The organism is Streptomyces sp. NPDC000151, from assembly GCF_040301705.1.
GTDB lineage: Bacteria > Actinomycetota > Actinomycetes > Streptomycetales > Streptomycetaceae > Streptomyces.
Genome location: NZ_JBEPFC010000020.1, coordinates 55,605 through 75,962 on the forward strand (window position 1 = coordinate 55,605; position 20,358 = coordinate 75,962).

The window sequence follows — 20,358 nt, forward strand, 5'->3', positions numbered from 1 at the left end:
GCTCTGCGGGCCGGCCGGCCGGTGCCCGTACTGCGGGCGCCGGCCGGCCGGTGCTCCGGCGTCAGTCGGCGACGCCTCGGCCCAGTTCCCAGATCTGCAGCGCGGAGGAGGAGTTGAGCGCCCACTCCACGCCGGTGATGTCGTCACGCGCGGCGACGTACTGCTTGCCCTGCCACAGGGGAAGGACCGGAACGTCGTCGGCCACGATGTTCTGCGCCTGCTTGAAGCTGCCGGCGGCGGCGTTGCGGTCGGTCTGCTGACGCGTGGCCGGGATCAGCTGGTCCTCGATCCGGTGGTTGCGGTACGGGGAGCCGAGGAAGTTGCCCTTGCCGATGAACGGCGCGAGGTAGTTGTCGGCGTCCGGGATGTCGGCGTACCAGCCCATGCCCCAGACCGGGTACTTGCCCTTGGCGGAGTCCTCGCGGAAGGTCTGCCAGTTGTCGACGCCCTTGAGCTTCACATCGAAGACGCCGCCCTTGTTCAGCTGCTTCCGCAGCTCCTTGAACTCGTCCTCGGTGATCGAGCCGTAGTGGTGCTCGGTGTAGGCGAGGGTGAGCTTGACCGGGGTGTTGATGCCCGCGCGCTGCAGGATGCGCTTCGCCTCGGCCGGGTCCGCGTTGCCGTACTTGCTGAAGAAGGAGTTGATGTGGCCGGTGAGGCCGGTCGGCACCAGAGAGTACAGCGGATCGCCGGTGTGCGCGTACACGTCGCGGACCAGCGCCGGGCGGTCGACCAGCTGGGCGATGGCCTGGCGCACCGCCTTGTTGCGGACGGCGGGCGCGTCGGTGTCGAAGGCGAGGTAGCGGATCTCCTGGCCCGGCATCTCCTGGAGCACGACGTGGGAGTCCCTGGAGCTCTGCAGGCCCTGCACCTGATGCGGCGACAGGCTGCGGTTCATCAGGTCGATGTCGCCCTTGCGGAGCGCCTTTTCCATGGCGTCCGAGTCGGCGAAGAACCGCATCTCGACCTTGTCGTTCTGCGGCTCGATGCCCCCCTTGTAGTGGGGGTTGCGGGTGAAGACGGCCTTGGTGACGCGGTTGCCGCTGTGCTCGGCCCGGAGCTGGTACGGGCCGGAGCCGACCAGGTCGAAGCCCTTGTAGAGGGCGCTTCGGGGATAGACGTTGCGGTCGACGATCGCGGCGGCGGGGGTGGCGAGCTTCTGCGGGAAGGTGGCGTCGGGCTTCTTGAGGTGGAAGACCACCTCACTGCGGCCGGCCGTCTCGACGGTGTCGACGTTGTTCATGAGCGACACCGGGCCGTTGGCGTAGTTGATCCGCAGCATCCGCTCGACGGAGAACTTCACGTCGGCGGCGGTGAGCGGGTCGCCGTTGCTGAACTTCAGGCCGTCCCGCAGGGTGCAGCGGTACTGCTCGTTCCGGGTGTCGCGGAAGCCGCAGGAGCGGGCCGCCTCGGGGACCGGTGCGGTACCGGTGCGGGGCAGCCGCATCAGCGTCTGGAAGGTGCCGCGCAGCACGTTCCAGGCGCCGACGTCGTAGGTCTGCACGGGATCGAAGGGGGCCGGGGCCGCCTTGGACGCCTCGACGGTGTCCGTGGTGCCGACGACGATCGCCTTACCGTCTCCGCCTGCGCTGTCGCCGCTCCCGCAGGCGGCCAGTACAGGGGCGAGCAGACCGGCCAGGGCCGGCAGCACCAAGGTCTTGCGATTCATCGTCGGCAGGTTCCTTATCAGCGCAGAGGTGTTGCTCGCGTCGACATTAGTAGGAACGGTCAGCGGGTCCGTGACACAGCAGAGTTGAGCGCATATCACGCCCAGATAACGCCCGCAGGGTGACCGATATCCGGACACCGGAACGATTCGTACGCCGATTGACCAATGCGGACACTTACCCCCGCCCGACCTTCCTCAGCACCCTCATGGAACACCATTCACCCCGCTTGTCGATGGCCCGACGCGTGATAAACGTCACGGATTGCAATGCAACCGGTGACATGAGAATTCAGCACCGCTATTCGTCACGGAAAATGAGCGGGCCACTCCTCAGCGTCCCTTCCGACCCCGTTCGGCCTTTCTCGCCACAACGCTCAGTGCACGGTCATCGCTTTTCCGTGATGAGGGCCCGCAGAAAAGGCAGATCGACCTCTTCCAGCGACGGTACGACGGTCCGGGTGGGGGCCGGCTCGATCGGCTGCACCGACGGCACGGCGACCACCCGGCAGCCGGCCGCCTCGGCCGCCGTCACGCCCGTCACGGTGTCCTCCACGACCGCGCAGCGCGCCGGGTCCACGCCGAGCCGGGCGGCGGCGGTCAGATACGGCTCGGGGTGCGGCTTGGTGCGGGCCAGGTCGTCACCGGCGAGGGTGAGGTGGAAGTTCTCCGCGCCCAGCGAATGGAGCATGCGCTCGATGATGTCGCGGTGCGAGGCGGAGACCAGCGCGGTCGGCACCTGATGGGCCGCCAGCTCGGCCAGCAGCCGGCGGGCGCCGGGCATCAGTGGCACGCCCCGCTCGATCCGGGCGGCGAAGCGGGCGTTGAGCAGCACGGTGAGCTCGGCGAGCGCGATCGTCGCGCCGGTGGCCTGGATCAGGTACGAGGCGCTGCGGGTCATCGGCCCGCCGACCACGACCTGGCGGTGCGCCTCGTCCAATACGTACCCGAGGTCGGCGAAGACCTCGGCCTCCGCCTCCCACCAGAAGCCTTCGGTGTCGACGAGGGTGCCGTCCAGATCGAGGAAGACGGCCTGGAGGGTGGAGCCTTCGGCCGTTCGGGTGCCGACGGCGGGGATGCTGCTGGTCATCCGTACACCTCCGTTGCAGGGGTCCCCGGAGGGACAAAAGGGCCGGCCGCCTTCCCGAGGGAAAGACGACCGGCCGCTACCGGACCGATAAGTGTACGACTGTGCCGGTCCGTGCGCTCTCGTCCTCGACCGGAAGCCCTGCTTCGGGCCCCGGCCGGGCGAGGAACGCGCTACCGCGCGTTGAAGTACTTCGCCTCCGGGTGGTGGATGACGATGGCGTCCGTGGACTGCTCCGGATGGAGCTGGAACTCCTCGGAGAGCTGGACGCCGATCCGCTCCGGCTGCAGCAGGTCCGCGATCTTCGCGCGGTCCTCCAGGTCCGGGCAGGCGCCGTACCCGAGGGAGAAGCGCGCGCCGCGGTACTTCAGCGCGAACATGTCCTCCATCTCGGCGGGGTCCTCGCCCTGGAAGCCCAGTTCGCCGCGGACCCGGGCGTGCCAGTACTCGGCGAGCGCCTCGGCGAGCTGGACGGAGAGGCCGTGCAGCTCGAGGTAGTCGCGGTAGGAGTCGGCCGCGAACAGCTTGGCCGTCTCCTCGCCGATCTTCGAGCCGACGGTGACGACCTGCAGGCCGACCACGTCGGTCTCGCCGGACTCCTCCGGGCGGAAGAAGTCCGCCAGGCACAGGCGGCGGCCGCGGCGCTGGCGCGGGAAGGTGAAGCGGGTGCGCTCGGTGCCGTCCTCGTTCAGCAGGATGAGGTCGTCGCCCTTGGAGTGGCAGGGGAAGTACCCGTGGACCACGGCCGCTTCCAGGAGGTTCCCGGTCTGCAGCTTGTCCAGCCAGCCGCGCAGCCGCGGCCGGCCCTCGGTCTCCACCAGCTCCTCGTACGTCGGGCCGTCACCCGTACGGGCCTGCTTCAGGCCCCACTGGCCCTTGAAGAGCGCGCCTTCGTCCAGCCAGGAGGCGTAGTCGGCGAGCTGGATGCCCTTGACGACGCGGGTGCCCCAGAACGGCGGGGTCGGGATCGGGTTGTCGATGGCGACATCCGAGCGGACGGAGCCCTCGGGCTCCTCGACCTCCAGGACCGGGGTGTCCCGCTTGGGCACCCGGCGCTGCTTGAGTTCCGGCAGGGTGGCGCCGGGCACGCCGCGCTTGACCGCGATCAGGGCGTCCATCAGGCGCAGGCCCTCGAACGCGTCGCGGGCGTAGCGGACCTCGCCCTCATAGATCTCGTGCAGGTCCTGCTCCACATAGGCGCGGGTCAGGGCGGCGCCGCCGAGGATGACGGGGAAGTCGGCGGCCATCTTGCGCTGGTTGAGCTCCTGCAGGTTCTCCTTCATGATCACCGTGGACTTCACCAGCAGCCCGGACATGCCGATCACGTCGGCCTTGTGCTCCTCGGCGGCCTCCAGGATCGCGGAGACCGGCTGCTTGATGCCCAGGTTCACGACGTTGTAGCCGTTGTTGGACAGGATGATGTCCACCAGGTTCTTGCCGATGTCGTGGACGTCGCCGCGGACGGTGGCCAGCACGATGGTGCCCTTGCCCTCGTCGTCGGTCTTTTCCATGTGCGGCTCCAGATAGGCCACCGCGGTCTTCATGACCTCGGCGGACTGGAGCACGAACGGCAGCTGCATCTGGCCGGAGCCGAACAGCTCACCGACCACCTTCATGCCCGCCAGCAGCGTGTCGTTGACGATCTCCAGCGCCGGACGGGTCTGCAGGGCCTCGTCGAGGTCCGCCTCCAGGCCGTTCTTCTCGCCGTCGATGATGCGCCGCTGCAGGCGCTCCTCCAGGGGGAGCTGCGCCAGCTCCTCGGCCGCCCCCGCCTTCAGCGACTTGGCCGTCGCCCCCTCAAAAAGCGCCATCAGCTTCTGCAGCGGGTCATAACCCTCGGCGCGCCGGTCATAGATCAGATCCAGCGCGACCTTGACCTGCTCCTCATCGAACCGCGCGATCGGCAGGATCTTGCTCGCGTGCACGATCGCGGAATCCAGACCCGCCTTGACGCACTCATCCAGGAACACGGAGTTCAGGACGATGCGGGCGGCCGGGTTCAGGCCAAAGGAAATGTTGGACAGGCCCAGCGTGGTCTGCACGTCCGGGTGGCGGCGCTTGAGCTCCCGGATCGCCTCGATGGTGGCGATGCCGTCCTTGCGGGACTCCTCCTGACCGGTGCAGATGGTGAAGGTCAAGGTGTCGATGAGGATGTCGGACTCGTGGATGCCCCAGTTGCCGGTCAGGTCCTCGATGAGCCGCTCGGCGATGGCGACCTTGTGCTCGGGCGTGCGGGCCTGGCCCTCCTCATCGATGGTCAGCGCGATCAGCGCCGCGCCGTGCTCCTTGGCCAGCGCGGTGACCTTCGCGAAGCGGGACTCGGGCCCGTCACCGTCCTCGTAGTTCACCGAGTTGATGACCGCCCGGCCGCCCAGCTTCTCCAGCCCGGCCTCGATGACCGGCACCTCGGTGGAGTCCAGCACGATCGGCAGCGTGGAAGCGGTGGCGAACCGGCCCGCCAGCTCCTCCATGTCCGCCACGCCGTCGCGGCCCACGTAGTCCACGCACAGGTCCAGCATGTGCGCGCCCTCACGGATCTGGTCCCGCGCCATCTCCACGCAGTCGTCCCAGCGGGCCTCCAGCATCGCCTCGCGGAACTTGCGCGAACCGTTGGCGTTGGTGCGCTCACCGATCGCCAGGTAGGAGGTGTCCTGACGGAAGGGGACGGTCTGGTAAAGCGAGGCGGCACCCGCCTCGGGGCGCGGGTTGCGCTCGGTGAGGGCCACGCCGCGCACCCGCTCCACGACCTGGCGCAGGTGCTCGGGCGTGGTGCCGCAGCAGCCACCCACCAGGGACAGGCCGTACTCGCCGACGAAGGTCTCCTGCGCGTCGGCCAGCTCGCCCGGGGTCAGCGGGTAGTGCGCGCCGTCCTTGCCCAGCACCGGCAGGCCCGCATTGGGCATGCAGGAGATCGGCACCCGGGAGTTGCGCGCCAGGTAGCGCAGGTGCTCGCTCATCTCGGCCGGGCCGGTCGCGCAGTTCAGCCCGATCATGTCGATGCCCAGCGGCTCCAGCGCGGTCAGCGCCGCGCCGATCTCCGAACCCAGCAGCATGGTGCCGGTGGTCTCCACCGTCACCGAGCAGATGATCGGCAGGTTGGTGCCGGTGACCTCCAGAGCGCGGCGGGCGCCCAGGATGGCGGCCTTGGTCTGCAGCAGGTCCTGGGTGGTCTCCACCAGCAGCGCGTCCGCGCCGCCGGCGATCATGCCCTCGGCGTTCTGCTGATAGGCGTCCCGCAGCGTGCGGTAGGGGGCGTGGCCCAGGGTGGGCAGCTTGGTGCCCGGGCCCATCGAGCCCAGCACCCAGCGCTGCTGCCCGGTGGAGGCGGTGAACTCATCCGCCACCTCACGGGCGATGCGCGCACCGGACTCGGACAGCTCGAAGACCCGCTCGGGAATGTCGTACTCGCCCAGCGCCGCATGGTTCGCGCCGAAGGTGTTGGTCTCCACACAGTCCACGCCCACCGCGAAGTACTCCGCGTGCACGGAGCGGACGATGTCCGGGCGGGTGATGTTCAGGATCTCGTTGCAGCCCTCGAGCTGCTGGAAGTCCTCCATGGAGGGGTCCTGGGCCTGGAGCATGGTGCCCATGGCTCCATCGGCGACCACGACGCGCGAGGCGAGCGCCTCGCGGAAGGCGTCGATGCGGGCTGAGGGGGTGGTCGTAGGCGTGTGCGAGGCCATGGAGCTGCTCCCGTGGTTGCGACGGCTGTCGGCTTTGCGTCTTCCGGTACGAAGGCGCACCGGGCCAGGGTAGCTGGCGGGCACCGTCCGGCAACGGCCGTCCCACGCCGTGGGACGACGCGGCACCCGTACGGCCTGGTGAGCGGGGACTCGTACGGCCGTGCGCGGGCCGTACGCGGTGGCGTGATCATGGAGCGGTGCACGGCCCACTCTGCTCGGGTCGGCATCGACCGATATCGTTTGGCATTGTCGAACCGCTCTTCCCGGAGGTTGCTCCATGGCACGGACCATTCAGTCGCTGGAGCGCGCCGCGGCCATGCTGCGGCTGCTGGCCGGCGGCGAACGGCGCCTGGGGCTGTCCGACATCGCCTCGTCGCTGGACCTGGCGAAGGGCACGGCCCACGGGATCCTGCGCACCCTCCAGCAGGAGGGCTTCGTGGAGCAGGACGCGGCCTCGGGCCGGTACCAGCTGGGCGCTGAGCTGCTGCGGCTGGGCAACAGCTACCTCGACGTGCACGAGCTGCGGGCGCGCGCCCTCGTATGGACCGACGACCTGGCCCGCTCCACCGGCGAGAGCGCCTATCTGGGCGTGCTGCACCAGCAGGGCGTACTGATCGTCCACCACGTCTTCCGGCCCGACGACAGCCGGCAGGTGCTGGAGGTGGGTGCCATGCAGCCGCTGCACAGTACGGCGCTGGGCAAGGTGCTGTCGGCGTACGACCCGGTGGCGCACAGCGAGGCGGTGGAGAACGCCCGGGAGGCGTTCACCGTGCACACCCTCACGGACCTGGAGGACTTCGAGGGCGTGCTGGATCTCACCCGCGCCCGGGGCTGGGCCGCGGACGTGGAGGAGACCTGGGAGGGCGTGGCGTCGGTGGCCGCGCCCATCCACGACCGGCGGCGGATGCCGGTGGGCGCGGTGGGGATCACCGGCGCCGTGGAGCGGGTGCGGCGGGACGGTGAGCTGCGTCCGGAGATCGTCGCCGCGGTGCGCGACTGTGCACGTGCCGTGTCCAGGGATCTCGGCGCCCAGCGCTTCTAACCGTTTTGTCGGCTATTTCCGCTTAGGTTTTCCCTCACAGAACCCTTGACGGGCTACTGGCCGTAAACAAAACTGCCGTTCGTCGGTCGGCATTGTCGAACGCAATACGACGATTGTCGTATGGTGGGCACTGCCGGATCGCCGACAACGCCCTCACCGAGGGCTCGCACCACCGGAGGGACCCGGGGTACGGCGCATCTCGGTGTCCATCTGGACGAAGGACAAAGGAGTCGCGGGTGTCCAGCTCCGACATCTTCATCAGCGAGACCATCGGTACCGCTGTGCTGATCCTGCTGGGCGGTGGCGTGTGCGCCGCCGTCACTTTCAAGCGCTCGAAGGCGTACGAGGCCGGCTGGGTGGCCATCGCCTTCGGCTGGGGATTCGCCGTCCTCACCGGCGCGTACATCGCCGCCAAGTCCGGCGCGCACCTGAACCCCGCCGTCACGGTCGGCCTGGCCATCCAGGGCGGCATCAAGTGGAGTCAGGTGCCGGTCTACTTCGCCGGTGAGCTGCTCGGCGCGATGATCGGCGCGCTCTGCGTGTGGCTCGCCTACCAGGGCCAGTTCAAGGCGCACCTCACGGATCCCGAGGTCATCAACCCCCCGAAGGGCGAGGAGGGCCTGGTCGACCAGGCCGAGGCCCCCAAGGCCGGCCCGGTGCTCGGCATCTTCTCCACGGGCCCGGAGATCCGTAACGCGTGGCAGAACCTCGTCACCGAGATCATCGCCACCATCGTGCTCGTGCTGGCGATCCTGACCCTGGGTCTGAGCGACGACGGCAAGGGCGTCGGCCCGCTCGGCAGCCTCCTGGTCGCCTTCGTGGTCGTCGGCATCGGCCTCTCGCTGGGCGGCCCGACCGGTTACGCCATCAACCCGGTCCGCGACCTCGGCCCGCGCATCGTGCACGCGCTGCTGCCGCTGCCCAACAAGGGCGGTTCGGACTGGGGCTACGCCTGGATCCCCGTCGTCGGGCCGCTGATCGGCGGCGCCATCGCGGGCGGCATCTACCAGCTCGCGTTCGCCTGAGCCGCCGAAGCCGAAGCCTGAGCCGAAGCCGCAAGAGCCGCACTCCCCCACCGCACCTCCTGGAGCACACACCATGAGCGACACCCACACCACCGGCCCGTTCATCGCGGCCATCGACCAGGGCACGACCTCCAGCCGCTGCATCGTCTTCGACCGCGACGGCCGCATCGTCTCGGTCGACCAGAAGGAACACGAGCAGATCTTCCCCAAGCCCGGCTGGGTCGAACACGACGCCACCGAGATCTGGGCGAACGTCCAGCAGGTCGTGGCCGGCGCGATCGAGAAGGCCGGCATCACCTCCGCCGACGTCAAGGCCATCGGCATCACCAACCAGCGCGAGACCACGCTGCTCTGGGACAAGAACACCGGCGAGCCGGTCCACAACGCCATCGTCTGGCAGGACACCCGCACCGACGCGCTCTGCAAGGAGCTCGGCCGCAACGTCGGCCAGGACCGCTTCCGCCGCGAGACCGGCCTCCCGCTCGCCTCGTACTTCGCCGGGCCGAAGATCCGCTGGCTGCTGGACAACGTCGAGGGCCTGCGCGAGCGCGCCGAGGCCGGCGACATCCTCTTCGGCACCATGGACTCCTGGGTCATCTGGAACCTCACCGGCGGCGTCAACGGCGGCAAGCACGTCACCGACGTCACCAACGCCTCCCGCACCCTGCTGATGAACCTGCGCACCCTCCAGTGGGAGCCCAAGATCCTCAGCTCCATGGGCATCCCCGCCGAGGTGCTCCCGGAGATCAGGTCCTCCGCCGAGGTGTACGGCGAGACCGCGTCCGGCGTGCTGGCCGGAGTGCCGGTCGCCTCCGCGCTCGGCGACCAGCAGGCGGCCCTCTTCGGCCAGACCTGCTTCGCCAGCGGCGAGGCCAAGTCCACGTACGGCACCGGCACCTTCATGCTGATGAACACCGGCGGCGAGCCGGTCAACTCCTACAACGGCCTGCTGACCACCGTCGGCTACCGCATCGGCGACGAGCCCACGGTCTACGCCCTGGAAGGCTCCATCGCCGTCACCGGCTCCCTGGTGCAGTGGATGCGCGACCAGATGGGCCTGATCAACTCCGCCGCCGAGATCGAGACCCTGGCCAGCACGGTCGAGGACAACGGCGGCGCCTACTTCGTACCGGCCTTCTCCGGCCTGTTCGCCCCCTACTGGCGCTCGGACGCGCGCGGTGTCATCGCGGGCCTGACCCGCTACGTCACCAAGGCGCACATCGCCCGCGCCGTCCTCGAGGCCACCGCCTGGCAGACCCGCGAGATCACCGACGCCATGACGAAGGACTCCGGCGTCGAGCTGACCGCACTGAAGGTCGACGGCGGCATGACCTCCAACAACCTGCTGATGCAGACGATCTCGGACTTCCTGGACGCGCCCGTGGTGCGCCCGATGGTCGCCGAGACCACCTGCCTCGGCGCTGCCTACGCGGCCGGCCTGGCCGTGGGCTTCTGGTCCGGCACCGACGAACTGCGCGCCAACTGGCGGCGGGCCGCCGAATGGACCCCCCGCATGGACGCGGCCACCCGTGACCGCGAGTACAAGAGCTGGCTCAAGGCCGTCGAGCGGACCATGGGCTGGATCGAGGACGAGGAGTAAGACATGAGCACCCTGCAGAGCGTCCCGGCACTCGGGACGCACCCGGCCGACGGTTCACTCCCGAGCCGCGCCGAGACCCGGGAGCGGCTCGACAAGGCGACGTACGACCTCCTGGTGATCGGCGGCGGCATCCTGGGCATCTCCACCGCCTGGCACGCCGCGCAGTCGGGACTGCGGGTGGCCCTGGTGGACGCCGGCGACTTCGCCGGCGCCACCTCCTCCGCCTCCTCCAAGCTGCTCCACGGCGGCCTGCGCTACCTGCAGACCGGCGCGGTGAAGCTGGTGGCGGAGAACCACTTCGAGCGCCGCGCCGTCTCCCGCCAGGTCGCCCCGCACCTGGCGAACCCGCTGACCTTCTACCTGCCGGTCTACAAGGGCGGCCCGCACGGTGCGGCCAAGCTCGGCGCGGGCGTCTTCGCCTACTCCGCGCTCTCCGCCTTCGGCGACGGCGTCGGCCACGTCATCAGCCCGGCCAAGGCCCAGCGCGACGTGCCCGAGCTGCGCACGGAGAACCTCAAGGCCGTGGCCGTGTACGGCGACGACCAGATGAACGACGCGCGGATGGCGCTGATGACGGTCCGCGCGGCCGTCGCGGCGGGCGCGACCGTACTGAACCACGCCGAGGTCACCGGGCTGCGCTTCACCCAGGGCCGGGTCACCGGCGCCGACCTGAAGGACCGCACGGACGGCGCCGAGTTCGGCGTCAACGCCCGGCTGGTGCTGAACGCCACCGGCCCGTGGGTGGACCACCTGCGCAAGATGGAGGACCCGAACTCGGCCCCCTCCATCCGTCTCTCCAAGGGCGCGCACCTGGTCCTCAAGCGCACTTCCCCCTGGAAGGCCGCGCTGGCGACCCCGATCGACAAGTACCGCATCACCTTCGCGCTGCCGTGGGAGGACCAGCTGCTGCTGGGCACCACCGACGAGGAGTACGAGGGCGACCCGGCGGATGTGTCGGTCACCGAGAAGGACATCAAGCAGATCCTGGACGAGGCCGCGTTCTCGGTCCGCGACCAGCAGCTGGACCGCGACCTGATCACGTACTCCTTCGCGGGCCTGCGGGTGCTGCCGGGCGGCCCCGGCGACACCTCCAAGGCCAAGCGCGAGACGGTGGTGACCGAGGGCAGCGGCGGCATGCTGTCGGTGGCCGGAGGCAAGTGGACGACGTTCCGGCACATCGGACGTACGGTCATGAACAAGCTCGCGGCGCTGCCCGGGCACCCGCTCGGCGAGGACCTGGAGCCGATCTCGGAGCTGCCGAAGAAGCTGCCGCTGCCGGGCATCGCCAACCCGCAGGCGGTCGCGCACCGGCTGCTGGTCGACGGCGGTACGCCGGGCCCGCGGATGTCCGCCGACACCGCCCGCCACCTGGCCACCCACTACGGCTCGCTGTCCTTCGACATCGCCCGGCTGGCCAACGAGGACGCGGCGCTGGCCGAGCGCATCCACCCCGACGCGCCCGAGATCTGGGCGCAGGTGGTGTACGCGCGGGACCACGAGTGGGCCGAGACCGCTGATGACGTGCTGCGCCGCCGTACGACGCTGACGATCCGCGGCCTGGCCACGGACGACGTCCGCGCGAAGGTCGAGGACGTACTGGCCGCCCGCAAGAGCTGAGGCCGGCACGCGCCGCGGGGCCGCCGGGCCCCGCCGGCCGGAACAGGGGCGGGATTCCGGGGTACCGGGGTCCCGCCCCTCGGCGTGCGCGCGCCATAATGGCTGCACCTCCAGACATCCGATGTCTGTGGGCGGTTTTCAGGCTTTCGGGCGTTCCGAGCGGGGAGGTCGGCCATGGCGGTCACGGACGAGGCCATCGAGAAGATCAAGGGCATGATCGTCTCCGGCGCGCTGCGGCCCGGCGACCGGCTGCCCAAGGAGAGCGAACTCGCCGCCGAGCTGGGCCTGTCCCGCAACTCCCTGCGCGAGGCGGTCCGCGCGCTGGCCCTGATCCGCATCCTGGACGTGCGCCAGGGCGACGGCACGTACGTCACGAGCCTGGACCCGCAGCTGCTGCTGGAGGCGATGAGCTTCGTGGTGGACTTCCACCGCGACGACACCGTCCTGGAGTTCCTGGCCGTCCGCCGCATCCTGGAGCCGGCCGCCACCGCGCTGGCCACGTCCCGGATCGGCCCGGCGCAACTGGACGCGCTGGACGCACAGCTGGACGCGCTCGGGACCGCGCCCTCGGTGGAGGACCTGGTCGCGTGCGACCTGGAGTTCCACCGCTCCATCGTGGCCGCCTCCGGCAACTCCGTGCTCTGCTCGCTGCTGGACGGCCTCTCCGGGCCGACCACGCGCGCCCGCATCTGGCGCGGGCTGACCCAGAAGGACGCGGTGGCCCGCACCCTCACCGAGCACCGCGCCATCCTCGGCGCGCTGCGGGCCCGGGACGCGGAGGCCGCGCGCGCCTGGGCGACGGTCCACATCGCCAGCGTGGAGCAGTGGCTGCGGGCGTCGCTGTGACGCGCGCCGCCCGGTGGGGCGGGCGGGCCGCAGCGGGGGCGGTCCGTAAGCCGCGGAAACCGGACGTCGTGCCGGGCGGCCGGGCGGCGCCACCGGGCCCGCTGCGGAGCCCTGCCGGGCGGTGGCACGGAGGGACATCCGATCTGTCTCGCGCTCCGATGTATGGACCCCGCCCCTTCGCCACCTCCCAGGTGGCGCCCGGCAGTTGACAGGGACAGATCGGATGAATGAGGACTCGTTAGTGCAGAGGGGCTGCGTTCGGGTACCACGGACGCCGTAGGCTGGGAGCGCACGGAACGGGAACTGCAACCGGCGGCCGCCGACGAGGGGCCGACCGGCCGGAAGGAGGCGCTGGGTGATCGAGCTGGAGGGGGTGCCCGAGCTGATCGATCCGGTCATGGTGGCCGCGTTCGAAGGCTGGAACGACGCCGGCGACGCCGCCTCCGCCGCGGTCGCGCACCTGGACCGGGAGTGGAAGGGCGAGGTCTTCGCCGCGCTGGACGCCGAGGACTACTACGACTTCCAGGTGAACCGGCCCACCGTCTTCCTGGAGGGCGGCGTCCGCAAGATCACCTGGCCCACGACCCGGCTGTCCGTCGTCCGGGTGGGCGGCGACAAGCCCCGCGACCTGGTGCTGGTCCGCGGCATCGAGCCCAGCATGCGCTGGCGGTCCTTCTGCAACGAGATCCTGGGCTTCGCGCACGAGCTGGGCGTGGAGATGCTGGTGGTACTGGGCGCACTGCTCGGCGACACCCCGCACACCCGCCCCGTCCCGGTCAGCGGCGTCACCTCCGACGCGGACCTGGCGCGCACGATGGGCCTGGAGGAGAGCAAGTACGAAGGCCCCACGGGCATCGTCGGCATCCTCCAGGAGGCGTGCACGCACGCCGGTGTCCCCGCGGTGAGCCTGTGGGCGGCCGTGCCGCACTACGTTTCGCAGCCGCCCAACCCCAAGGCGACGCTGGCCCTGCTCAACCGCCTGGAGGACCTGCTGGACCTGCGTATCCCGCTCGGTGAGCTGAGCGAGGACGCGCGGGCGTGGCAGCTGGGCGTGGACCAGCTGGCGGCCGAGGACAGCGAGGTCGCCGAGTACGTCCAGTCGCTGGAGGAGGCCCGGGACACCGCCGAGCTGCCGGAGGCGTCGGGCGAGGCGATCGCCCGGGAATTCGAGCGCTATCTGCGGCGGCGGGACCCGCAGGCCGGGCCCGGCGTGGCGACGGACGGCGGCGACGGCTCCTACCTGCGCGATTCCAGCAGCGGCCGGACCCGCCCTGCCAAGCCGCCGAAGCCGGAGGGCGCCGGCCAGGAGCCGGCCCGCGGCACGGAGGACGGCCCCGGGAAGCCGGGCGGCAAGCCCGCCGACACCCCCGGTGGAACGGACACTCCGGAAGCGCCCGGGGAGGCCGCGGAAGCGACCGGGGAGGCCGGTCCGGCGGCGCCGTCGGACCCGCCGGACTCCCCGGACGGCGATTCCTCGGAGGACTGACCGAAACGGAGCGGGGCGGTGCTGCGGCACCGCCCCGCTTCGTCGTTCCCGCCGCGCGGCGGGTGGCCCGCGGGCACTCCCGCCTCACCACAGCGCGTACGCCTCCGTAGTGTTTGACCTACTTGACAACCCGTCATCGCTTTCCGGTCGATTTGCCCATGGTTCCCATTCGACCGGATCCCAAACGTCAGGGGCGTCGACGGGTGGACGGGGGCGAGCGGAGGTAGCAGGGTGACGCACCGAAGCCCCGGCGACACAGCGCCGCAACATCCGGTACACACTCGCCGTTGCGCGGCGCGGACCGTACGGGGTGCAGGCACGGAGCGGCAGGGCACGGCGCAGCACCCCCGAAGGGAGCGGTCCCAGCGATGACCGACCAGGCACCTCCCGGTACGGGCCCCGGCATGGCGGGCCCCGGACCCGACGGAGCGGGATTCACCTACCAAGGAGCCGAACCGGAGCTGATCGTCGTCGCGCGGGCCGAACCCGGGCTCCGCGCCGGCACGGACGGCGTACGGTCCGCCTCCGGAGCGGACATCTCCGCGCTGGAGATGTTCCTCAGCGACCAACAGCTCTCTCTGGAGCCGCTGTTCGGCAGTGAAGAGCGGATACGGGCGGCCATGCCGCAGGAGCCGTCGGCGGGCGCCGGCACGCTCCCCGACCTCTCGCTCTTCTACCGGGTACGGGGCGGTGACACCCGGGCGGTGGAGCTGACCGCCCGGCTCTCCGCCCTCCCGGAGATCGAGACGGCGTACCTCAAGCCCGGCGCCGTGCCCGCCTCTTCGGCGGCGCGCGGCCCGGAGGAGAACCAGCGGCGCAAGGAAGGGGCGCCGGCCACCCCCGATTTCACCGGCCGCCAGGGCCACCTGGGGGCCGCGCCCGAGGGCGTGAACGCCGTATGGGCGTGGCAGCGGCAGGGCGGTGACGGCGAGGGTGTCACCATCGTCGACGTCGAGGGCGCCTGGCAGCTGGGCCACGAGGACCTGGCGGACCGGCTGGCCGGCATCGTGGTCGGCACCCCGATCCAGGACCTGGCCTGGCGCAACCACGGCACGGCCGTCCTCGGTGTCATCGGGGGCGACCGCGACGACAAGGGCGTGGTGGGCGTCGCGCCGGGCGCGGTGACCGCCGCGGCCTCGATCCAGGGCATCGGTTCGGCGGCGGCGATCCACGCGGCGGCCGAGCGGCTCTCGCACGGCGACATCCTGCTGGTCGAACTCCACCGGCCGGGGCCCCGGTTCGACTACGAGCACCGCGACGACCAGCGCGGCTACATCGCGCTGGAGTGGTGGCCTGACGACTTCGCCGCGATCCGCTGGGCGACCGCGAAGGGCGTCGTCGTGGTGGAGGCCGCCGGCAACGGCGCGGAGAGCCTGGACGACGCGCTGTACGAGCGCCGTCCGGACCGCTTCCCGCAGTGGTGGCGCAACCCCTTCAACCCCTCCAACCAGGCGTCCGGCGCGATCCTGGTCGGCGCGGGCGCCCCGCCGCCCGGCACCCACGGCCGCGATCACGGCCCGGACCGGTCGCGGCTGGGGTTCTCCAACTACGGCATGCGGCTGGACGCCCAGGGCTGGGGCCGCGAGGTCACCACGACCGGCGGCTTCTGGGACCGGCCCGGCGACCTGCAGGGCGGTACGGAGGAGATCGCCTGGTACACGGACAGCTTCTCGGGCACTTCATCGGCCTCTCCCGTCGTGGTCGGCGCGCTGGCGTCGCTGCAGGGCATGCTCAAGGCCGCGGGCGCGGACCCGATGAGTCCCGAACAGGCGCGTGAAGTGCTGCGGACCACCGGGTCGCCGCAGCAGGACGCGCCAGGCCGGCCGGCCTCCCAGCGGATCGGCAACCGGCCCGACATCAGGGCGGCAGTGACGCACCTGGTGCCCTCCTCGGTCGGCTCCGGCCAGGCCGAGCGGTACTGGGACGAGTTGCTCCCGTACCCCCGAGAACTCCCTCCGCGGCTCCGGCTCTTCGTGGCCGGTGCGTGGCGCAACCTGAACCGGCCGGCGCCCGAGGTGCGCCAGGCGGTGCACTCCGCCTTTGCGGGGGGACGGCCCGATGTACGTGTGTGGTACTCCGACGACGAGGTCGTCGGCCTGGTCATCACAGGCTGAAGAGCTGGTCGTCACCGGCTGAAGCACACCAACAAGTCAGGGAAGGCAGCACTCTTATGACCACTCAGATGAACCCTCTCGCCCAGCTCGGCCAGCAGGGCCAGCAGGGTCCCAGCACGTCCCCGTTCGGCCAGCAGGGCGGCATGGGTCAGCAGCAGCCGTTCCAGCAGGGCGGCATGGGCCAGCAGCAGCCGTTCGGCCAGCAGATGCAGCCCTTCCAGCAGCAGGGCCAGGGCATGCTGGAGCAGCTCCAGCAGCTCGGTCAGCAGCAGCCGTTCCAGCAGCTGCTGCAGCAGTTCGGGCAGGGCCAGCAGGGCCAGGTCGGCCAGCAGGAGCAGCAGCAGGAGCAGCAGGTCCTGCAGCACCTGCAGCAGGTCACCCAGTCCGCGGTGCAGCAGGTCACGGCGCAGCCTCTCCAGGCCGGTATCGCCAACGCCTACATCTCCGTCGTGCAGCCCCTCCCGGGCCAGCCGCGGCAGATCTTCCTGCGCATCAACAACCAGTTCCGCGTGCTCAACCACCCGACCGACGTGGTCTTCGAGCAGGTCCAGGAGGCCTTCGCCTTCGGTCACCAGGTCATCGGCATCTGGGACACGCAGACCCCGCACATCCTGCGTGCGATCTACGTCCGCAAGGTCTGAAACGCCGGACCGGGTGAGCACCGGCTGACCGGCTGACCGGTCGGCCACCTGAGAGAAACACGCGGGGCGCTTCCTCCTCGGAGGAAGCGCCCCGTTGCGTTCGGGCCCGAGTACGAGCCGTCAGCGGGTCACAGCGCCACGCCGAGCAGCGCGTCCACGGTCCGGGAGACCAGGCCGGGCGCGCCCTCGTCCGTACCGCCGGCGGCCTGCTGCCGCTCGGCCCAGCGGTCCACAGCGGCGAGCGCGGCCGGCGAGTCCAGGTCGTCGGCGAGCGCCTCGCGGACCTCCTCGACGAGCGCGTCGGCGGACGGGCCGTCGGGGCGGGAGACCGCGGCGCGCCAGCGGGCGAGCCGGTCCACGGCGTCCTGGAGAACCTGGTCGGTCCACTCCCAGTCGGCGCGGTAGTGGTGGGCCAGCAGGGCGAGCCGGATGGCGGCCGGGTCGGTACCGTCCCGGCGCACCTTGGAGACGAAGACGAGGTTGCCCTTGGACTTGGACATCTTCTCGCCGTGCAGCGCGACCATCCCGGCGTGCACGTACGCCTTGGCGAAGGGGTGCTCACCGGTCAGCGCCTGCGCGTGCGAGGCGCCCATCTCGTGGTGCGGGAAGGCCAGGTCGGACCCGCCGCCCTGCACGTCGAAGCCCATGCCCAGGTGGTCCAGGGCGATGGCGACGCACTCGATGTGCCAGCCGGGGCGGCCCCGGCCGAGCGAGCCGCCGTCCCAGCTGGGCTCGCCGTCGCGCGCGGCCATCCACAGCATCGGGTCGAGCGGGTTCTTCTTGCCCGGGCGCTCCGGGTCGCCGCCGCGCTCGGCGGACAGCAGCCGCATCGCCTCGGCGTCGAGGTTCGAGACCCCGCCGAAGTGCGGGTCGGACTCGACGGAGAAGTACACGTCGCCGTCGAGCTCGTACGCGGCGCCCGCGTCGCGGAGCCGCTCCACCATCGGCACGATGCCCGGTATGGCCTCGACGGCGCCGATGTAGTGCTTCGGGGGCAGCATCCGCAGGGCGGTCATGTCCTCGCGGAAGAGGGCGGTCTCGCGCTCGGCGAGCGCGGTCCAGTCGTCGCCGGTGGCCACGGCCCGCTCCAGCAGCGGATCGTCGACGTCGGTGACGTTCTGTACGTAGTGGACCTGCCGCTTCGTGTCGAGCCACACGCGCTGAACGAGGTCGAACGCGTTGTAGGTCGCCGCGTGCCCCATGTGGGTCGCGTCGTACGGCGTGATGCCGCAGACGTAGATACGGGCGACGGGACCGGGGGCGAGGGTCACCCGTCCGCCGGTCGCGGTGTCGTGGATCCTCAGGTCGCGGCCCTGGCCGGGCAGGGCGGGGACCTCAGAAGCGGGCCATGCATGCATGACATGCAGCGTAACCGGACGCAGGTTCCGGATACGAACCGGAGTGTGGGTCTTGGCCGGAAAGGCCCTCTTGAGTCTTCGGCCCGGCCGTGCATGGCCGGGCCGTCCGGGTCACACCGGCGGCCAGGGAATGGGCGGCCATTCCCCGCTGGGCTGCGGATGCACGCCGGAGCGCAGCATTCCGGCGATCCGCTCGCGCAGCGCGGCGATCTCCTCGCCGGTGAGACATTCGGCCAGTCGGGCGGCGAGCGGCTCTCCCTCGGCGGTCTCCTCGGCCAGCCGGTTCAGCACCGCGACGGCCTCCTCGGTCAGCGGCTCGCCCGCCCAGCCCCACAGGAGGGTGCGCAGCCGGTCCTCGGCGTGGAAGGTGACGCCGTGGTCGATGGCGTACACCCGGCCGTCGGCGGTGGGCAGCAGGTGGCCGCCCTTGCGGTCGCCGTTGTTGATCACCGCGTCCAGGACGGCGAGCCGGCGCAGCCGCGGGTCGTCGGCGTGCACGAGGAGCGCCGTCCGTCCCTCGCCGACCTGCGCGAGGCCGACGGCCTTCCAGCCGGGCCCCGGCTCCTCGTCCTCGATCAGCGCCAACAGCTCGGGGCTGTCGTCCTCGTCGGACGCCGCTATCCACTCCTGGACCATGCCGCGCCCGTACGGGCCGTCGCGCAGCACGGTGGGCGGGATCAGCTCCCAGCCGGTGGCCCGGGAGATCTCGTACGCGGCGACCTCGCGCTCGGCGAGCGTGCCGTCGGGGAAGTCCCACAGCGGGCGCTCCCCCGCGACCGGCTTGTACACGCAGTGGCCGGTCCGGCCCTCGTGCGTGATCGTGCAGTACAGGACGGCGTTGGACGCCTCGCGGACCCGGCCGCGCACCGTGAGCTCGCCGTGCCGGAGCCGTTCCTCCAGCTCGGCGGGCGTCAGGCGTCTCGCCGGTATCCGTTCTGGCGCGGACATACGTGTCCCTCCGGGTCGAGCGGCAGGCTGCACAGCGGGCACGGCGGACGGCCGGCGTTCACGACCTCCAGGGCGCGCTTGGCGAAGGCGCGGGCCATGGTGCCGGTGAGCCGGACGCGCAGCATCGGGGGGCCGTTCTCGTCGTCCTGGAGCAGCCGCTCCTCGGCCTCGGCGAGGTCCTCCTCGTCGTCGGCGTCCAGCTCGACCAGCGCCTGGGCCTCGACGATCATGCGTTCCTCGTCGCCGTCCCAGGCCAGCGCCATGGTGCCGACGCGGAACTCCTCCTCCACCGGGTTCTCCAGCGGCGCGGTGTCGGAGATCTCGGACGGGGCGACGGCCGGGACCGGGGCGTTGCCGCCGCTGCGGCGCACCACCTCGTCCAGCAGCTCGTCCATGCGCTCGGCGAGCGCGGCGACCTGGGTCTTCTCCAGCGCGACGCTGGTGGTGCGCCCGGCCGCTGTGGCCTGGAGGTAGAAGCTGCGACGGCCAGGCAGCCCGACCGTGCCGGCCACGAAGCGGTCCGGCGCGTCGTAGAAGAACACCTGACGGGACAAGGTCCTGCTCCGTTTGACTCGACTGCGGGGGTCTGTGGTCGGGATGAGGATCACAGGTGGCGTGGTGGGCAGCGCCGTCGCACCACCCTACTGCGCCTGCTGATCACGATGCTCCCGCGCCACCGCCGATCGCCGCGTCGCGCTCCGCGGCGGCGCCGGAGCCGTCCTCCTTGGGCGCCAGCGAGCCGAGGTCACCGGTGTCGCCGAGCCGGACGAGGTACGGGCGCAGCGGCGTGTAGCGGACGGCCGTCACCGAACAGGGCTCGACGGAGATCCGCTGGAAGAGGTCCAGGTGCATGCCGAGGGCGTCGGCGACGACGGACTTGATGATGTCCCCGTGCGAGCACATCACGTACACCGCTTCGGGGCCGTGCTCGTCCTCGATGCGGGCGTTCCAGGACCGGACCGCCTCCACGGCGCGGTGCTGCATGGTGCGCATGGTCTCGCCGCCGGGGAAGCCGGCGGCGGAGGGATGCTGCTGGACGGTCCGCATCAGCGGCTCGTCGGCCAGCTCGGCGAGCTTGCGCCCCGACCAGTCGCCGTAGTCGCACTCGTTGATGCCGTCCTCCGTGTGCAGCGGCAGCCCCGGGCGGGCCGCCAGCAACGGGCGCAGCGTCTCCTGGCAGCGCTGGAGGGGGCTGGCCACCGCGGCGACGAGCGGCACGGCGGCGAGCCGGCCGGGCAGCGCGGC

General features: G+C 71.1%; 15 protein-coding genes. 8 read left to right on the forward strand and 7 right to left on the reverse strand.

Features of this window, described 5'->3' with window-relative positions:
* Positions 1 to 61 precede the first annotated feature (61 nt).
* The 3 genes from ABT381_RS09400 to metH form a co-directional block, all read right to left on the reverse strand.
* Positions 62 to 1,669: an ABC transporter substrate-binding protein gene (locus tag ABT381_RS09400; RefSeq protein ID WP_351590202.1), complete on the reverse strand. Its 1,608-nt coding sequence runs from the start codon at positions 1,667 to 1,669 to the stop codon at positions 62 to 64.
* Positions 1,670 to 2,054: 385 nt separating this feature from the next.
* Positions 2,055 to 2,756, reverse strand: coding sequence for an HAD family hydrolase (locus tag ABT381_RS09405; protein WP_351590204.1), 702 nt, complete (start codon positions 2,754 to 2,756; stop codon positions 2,055 to 2,057).
* A 170-nt stretch (positions 2,757 to 2,926) separates the two neighbouring features.
* Positions 2,927 to 6,436 carry a methionine synthase gene (gene metH / locus ABT381_RS09410; protein ID WP_351590207.1) on the reverse strand — a complete coding sequence of 1,170 codons (3,510 nt, stop codon included), beginning with the start codon at positions 6,434 to 6,436 and terminating at the stop codon, positions 2,927 to 2,929.
* A gap of 277 nt (positions 6,437 to 6,713) precedes the next feature.
* Between metH and ABT381_RS09415 the strand changes: the two genes are divergently transcribed.
* From ABT381_RS09415 to ABT381_RS09450, 8 genes are all read left to right on the forward strand, one after another.
* Positions 6,714 to 7,478 carry an IclR family transcriptional regulator gene (locus ABT381_RS09415; RefSeq protein WP_351590210.1) on the forward strand — a complete coding sequence of 255 codons (765 nt, stop codon included), beginning with the start codon at positions 6,714 to 6,716 and terminating at the stop codon, positions 7,476 to 7,478.
* 236 nt (positions 7,479 to 7,714) lie between these two features.
* Entirely contained in the window at positions 7,715 to 8,503 is a 789-nt protein-coding gene (locus tag ABT381_RS09420) for an MIP/aquaporin family protein (protein ID WP_351590213.1), read from the forward strand.
* 73 nt (positions 8,504 to 8,576) lie between these two features.
* Positions 8,577 to 10,103, forward strand: a complete 1,527-nt coding sequence (glpK, locus tag ABT381_RS09425; protein ID WP_351590215.1) for a glycerol kinase GlpK — start codon at positions 8,577 to 8,579, stop codon at positions 10,101 to 10,103.
* 3 nt (positions 10,104 to 10,106) lie between these two features.
* The gene (locus tag ABT381_RS09430) at positions 10,107 to 11,720 is read left to right on the forward strand and encodes a glycerol-3-phosphate dehydrogenase/oxidase (protein WP_351590218.1); all 1,614 of its coding nucleotides are present in this window, start codon (positions 10,107 to 10,109) and stop codon (positions 11,718 to 11,720) included.
* 174 nt (positions 11,721 to 11,894) lie between these two features.
* Positions 11,895 to 12,566, forward strand: a complete 672-nt coding sequence (locus ABT381_RS09435; protein WP_351590220.1) for a FadR/GntR family transcriptional regulator — start codon at positions 11,895 to 11,897, stop codon at positions 12,564 to 12,566.
* A 355-nt stretch (positions 12,567 to 12,921) separates the two neighbouring features.
* Complete coding sequence (locus tag ABT381_RS09440) at positions 12,922 to 14,052, forward strand: PAC2 family protein (protein ID WP_351590222.1); 1,131 nt, start codon at positions 12,922 to 12,924, stop codon at positions 14,050 to 14,052.
* Positions 14,053 to 14,420: 368 nt separating this feature from the next.
* Positions 14,421 to 16,166, forward strand: coding sequence for a S8 family peptidase (locus ABT381_RS09445; RefSeq protein WP_351590225.1), 1,746 nt, complete (start codon positions 14,421 to 14,423; stop codon positions 16,164 to 16,166).
* Positions 16,167 to 16,234: 68 nt separating this feature from the next.
* The gene (locus ABT381_RS09450) at positions 16,235 to 16,807 is read left to right on the forward strand and encodes a hypothetical protein (protein ID WP_351590228.1); all 573 of its coding nucleotides are present in this window, start codon (positions 16,235 to 16,237) and stop codon (positions 16,805 to 16,807) included.
* Between the two features lie 128 nt (positions 16,808 to 16,935).
* Here ABT381_RS09450 and mshC read toward each other — a convergent pair whose 3' ends face one another.
* From mshC to ABT381_RS09470, 4 genes are all read right to left on the reverse strand, one after another.
* The gene (gene mshC, locus ABT381_RS09455) at positions 16,936 to 18,165 is read right to left on the reverse strand and encodes a cysteine--1-D-myo-inosityl 2-amino-2-deoxy-alpha-D-glucopyranoside ligase (RefSeq protein WP_351590231.1); all 1,230 of its coding nucleotides are present in this window, start codon (positions 18,163 to 18,165) and stop codon (positions 16,936 to 16,938) included.
* A 111-nt stretch (positions 18,166 to 18,276) separates the two neighbouring features.
* Positions 18,277 to 19,113 carry an SCO1664 family protein gene (locus ABT381_RS09460; RefSeq protein WP_351590234.1) on the reverse strand — a complete coding sequence of 279 codons (837 nt, stop codon included), beginning with the start codon at positions 19,111 to 19,113 and terminating at the stop codon, positions 18,277 to 18,279.
* The gene (locus tag ABT381_RS09465; protein ID WP_351590237.1) at positions 19,077 to 19,667 is read right to left on the reverse strand and encodes a DUF3090 domain-containing protein; all 591 of its coding nucleotides are present in this window, start codon (positions 19,665 to 19,667) and stop codon (positions 19,077 to 19,079) included. The genes ABT381_RS09460 and ABT381_RS09465 overlap by 37 nt, the downstream gene beginning before the upstream one ends.
* Before the next feature lie 103 nt (positions 19,668 to 19,770).
* Positions 19,771 to 20,358, reverse strand: a 588-nt coding sequence (locus ABT381_RS09470) for an MSMEG_4193 family putative phosphomutase (protein ID WP_351590240.1), incomplete at its 5' end; no start/stop codon positions are given.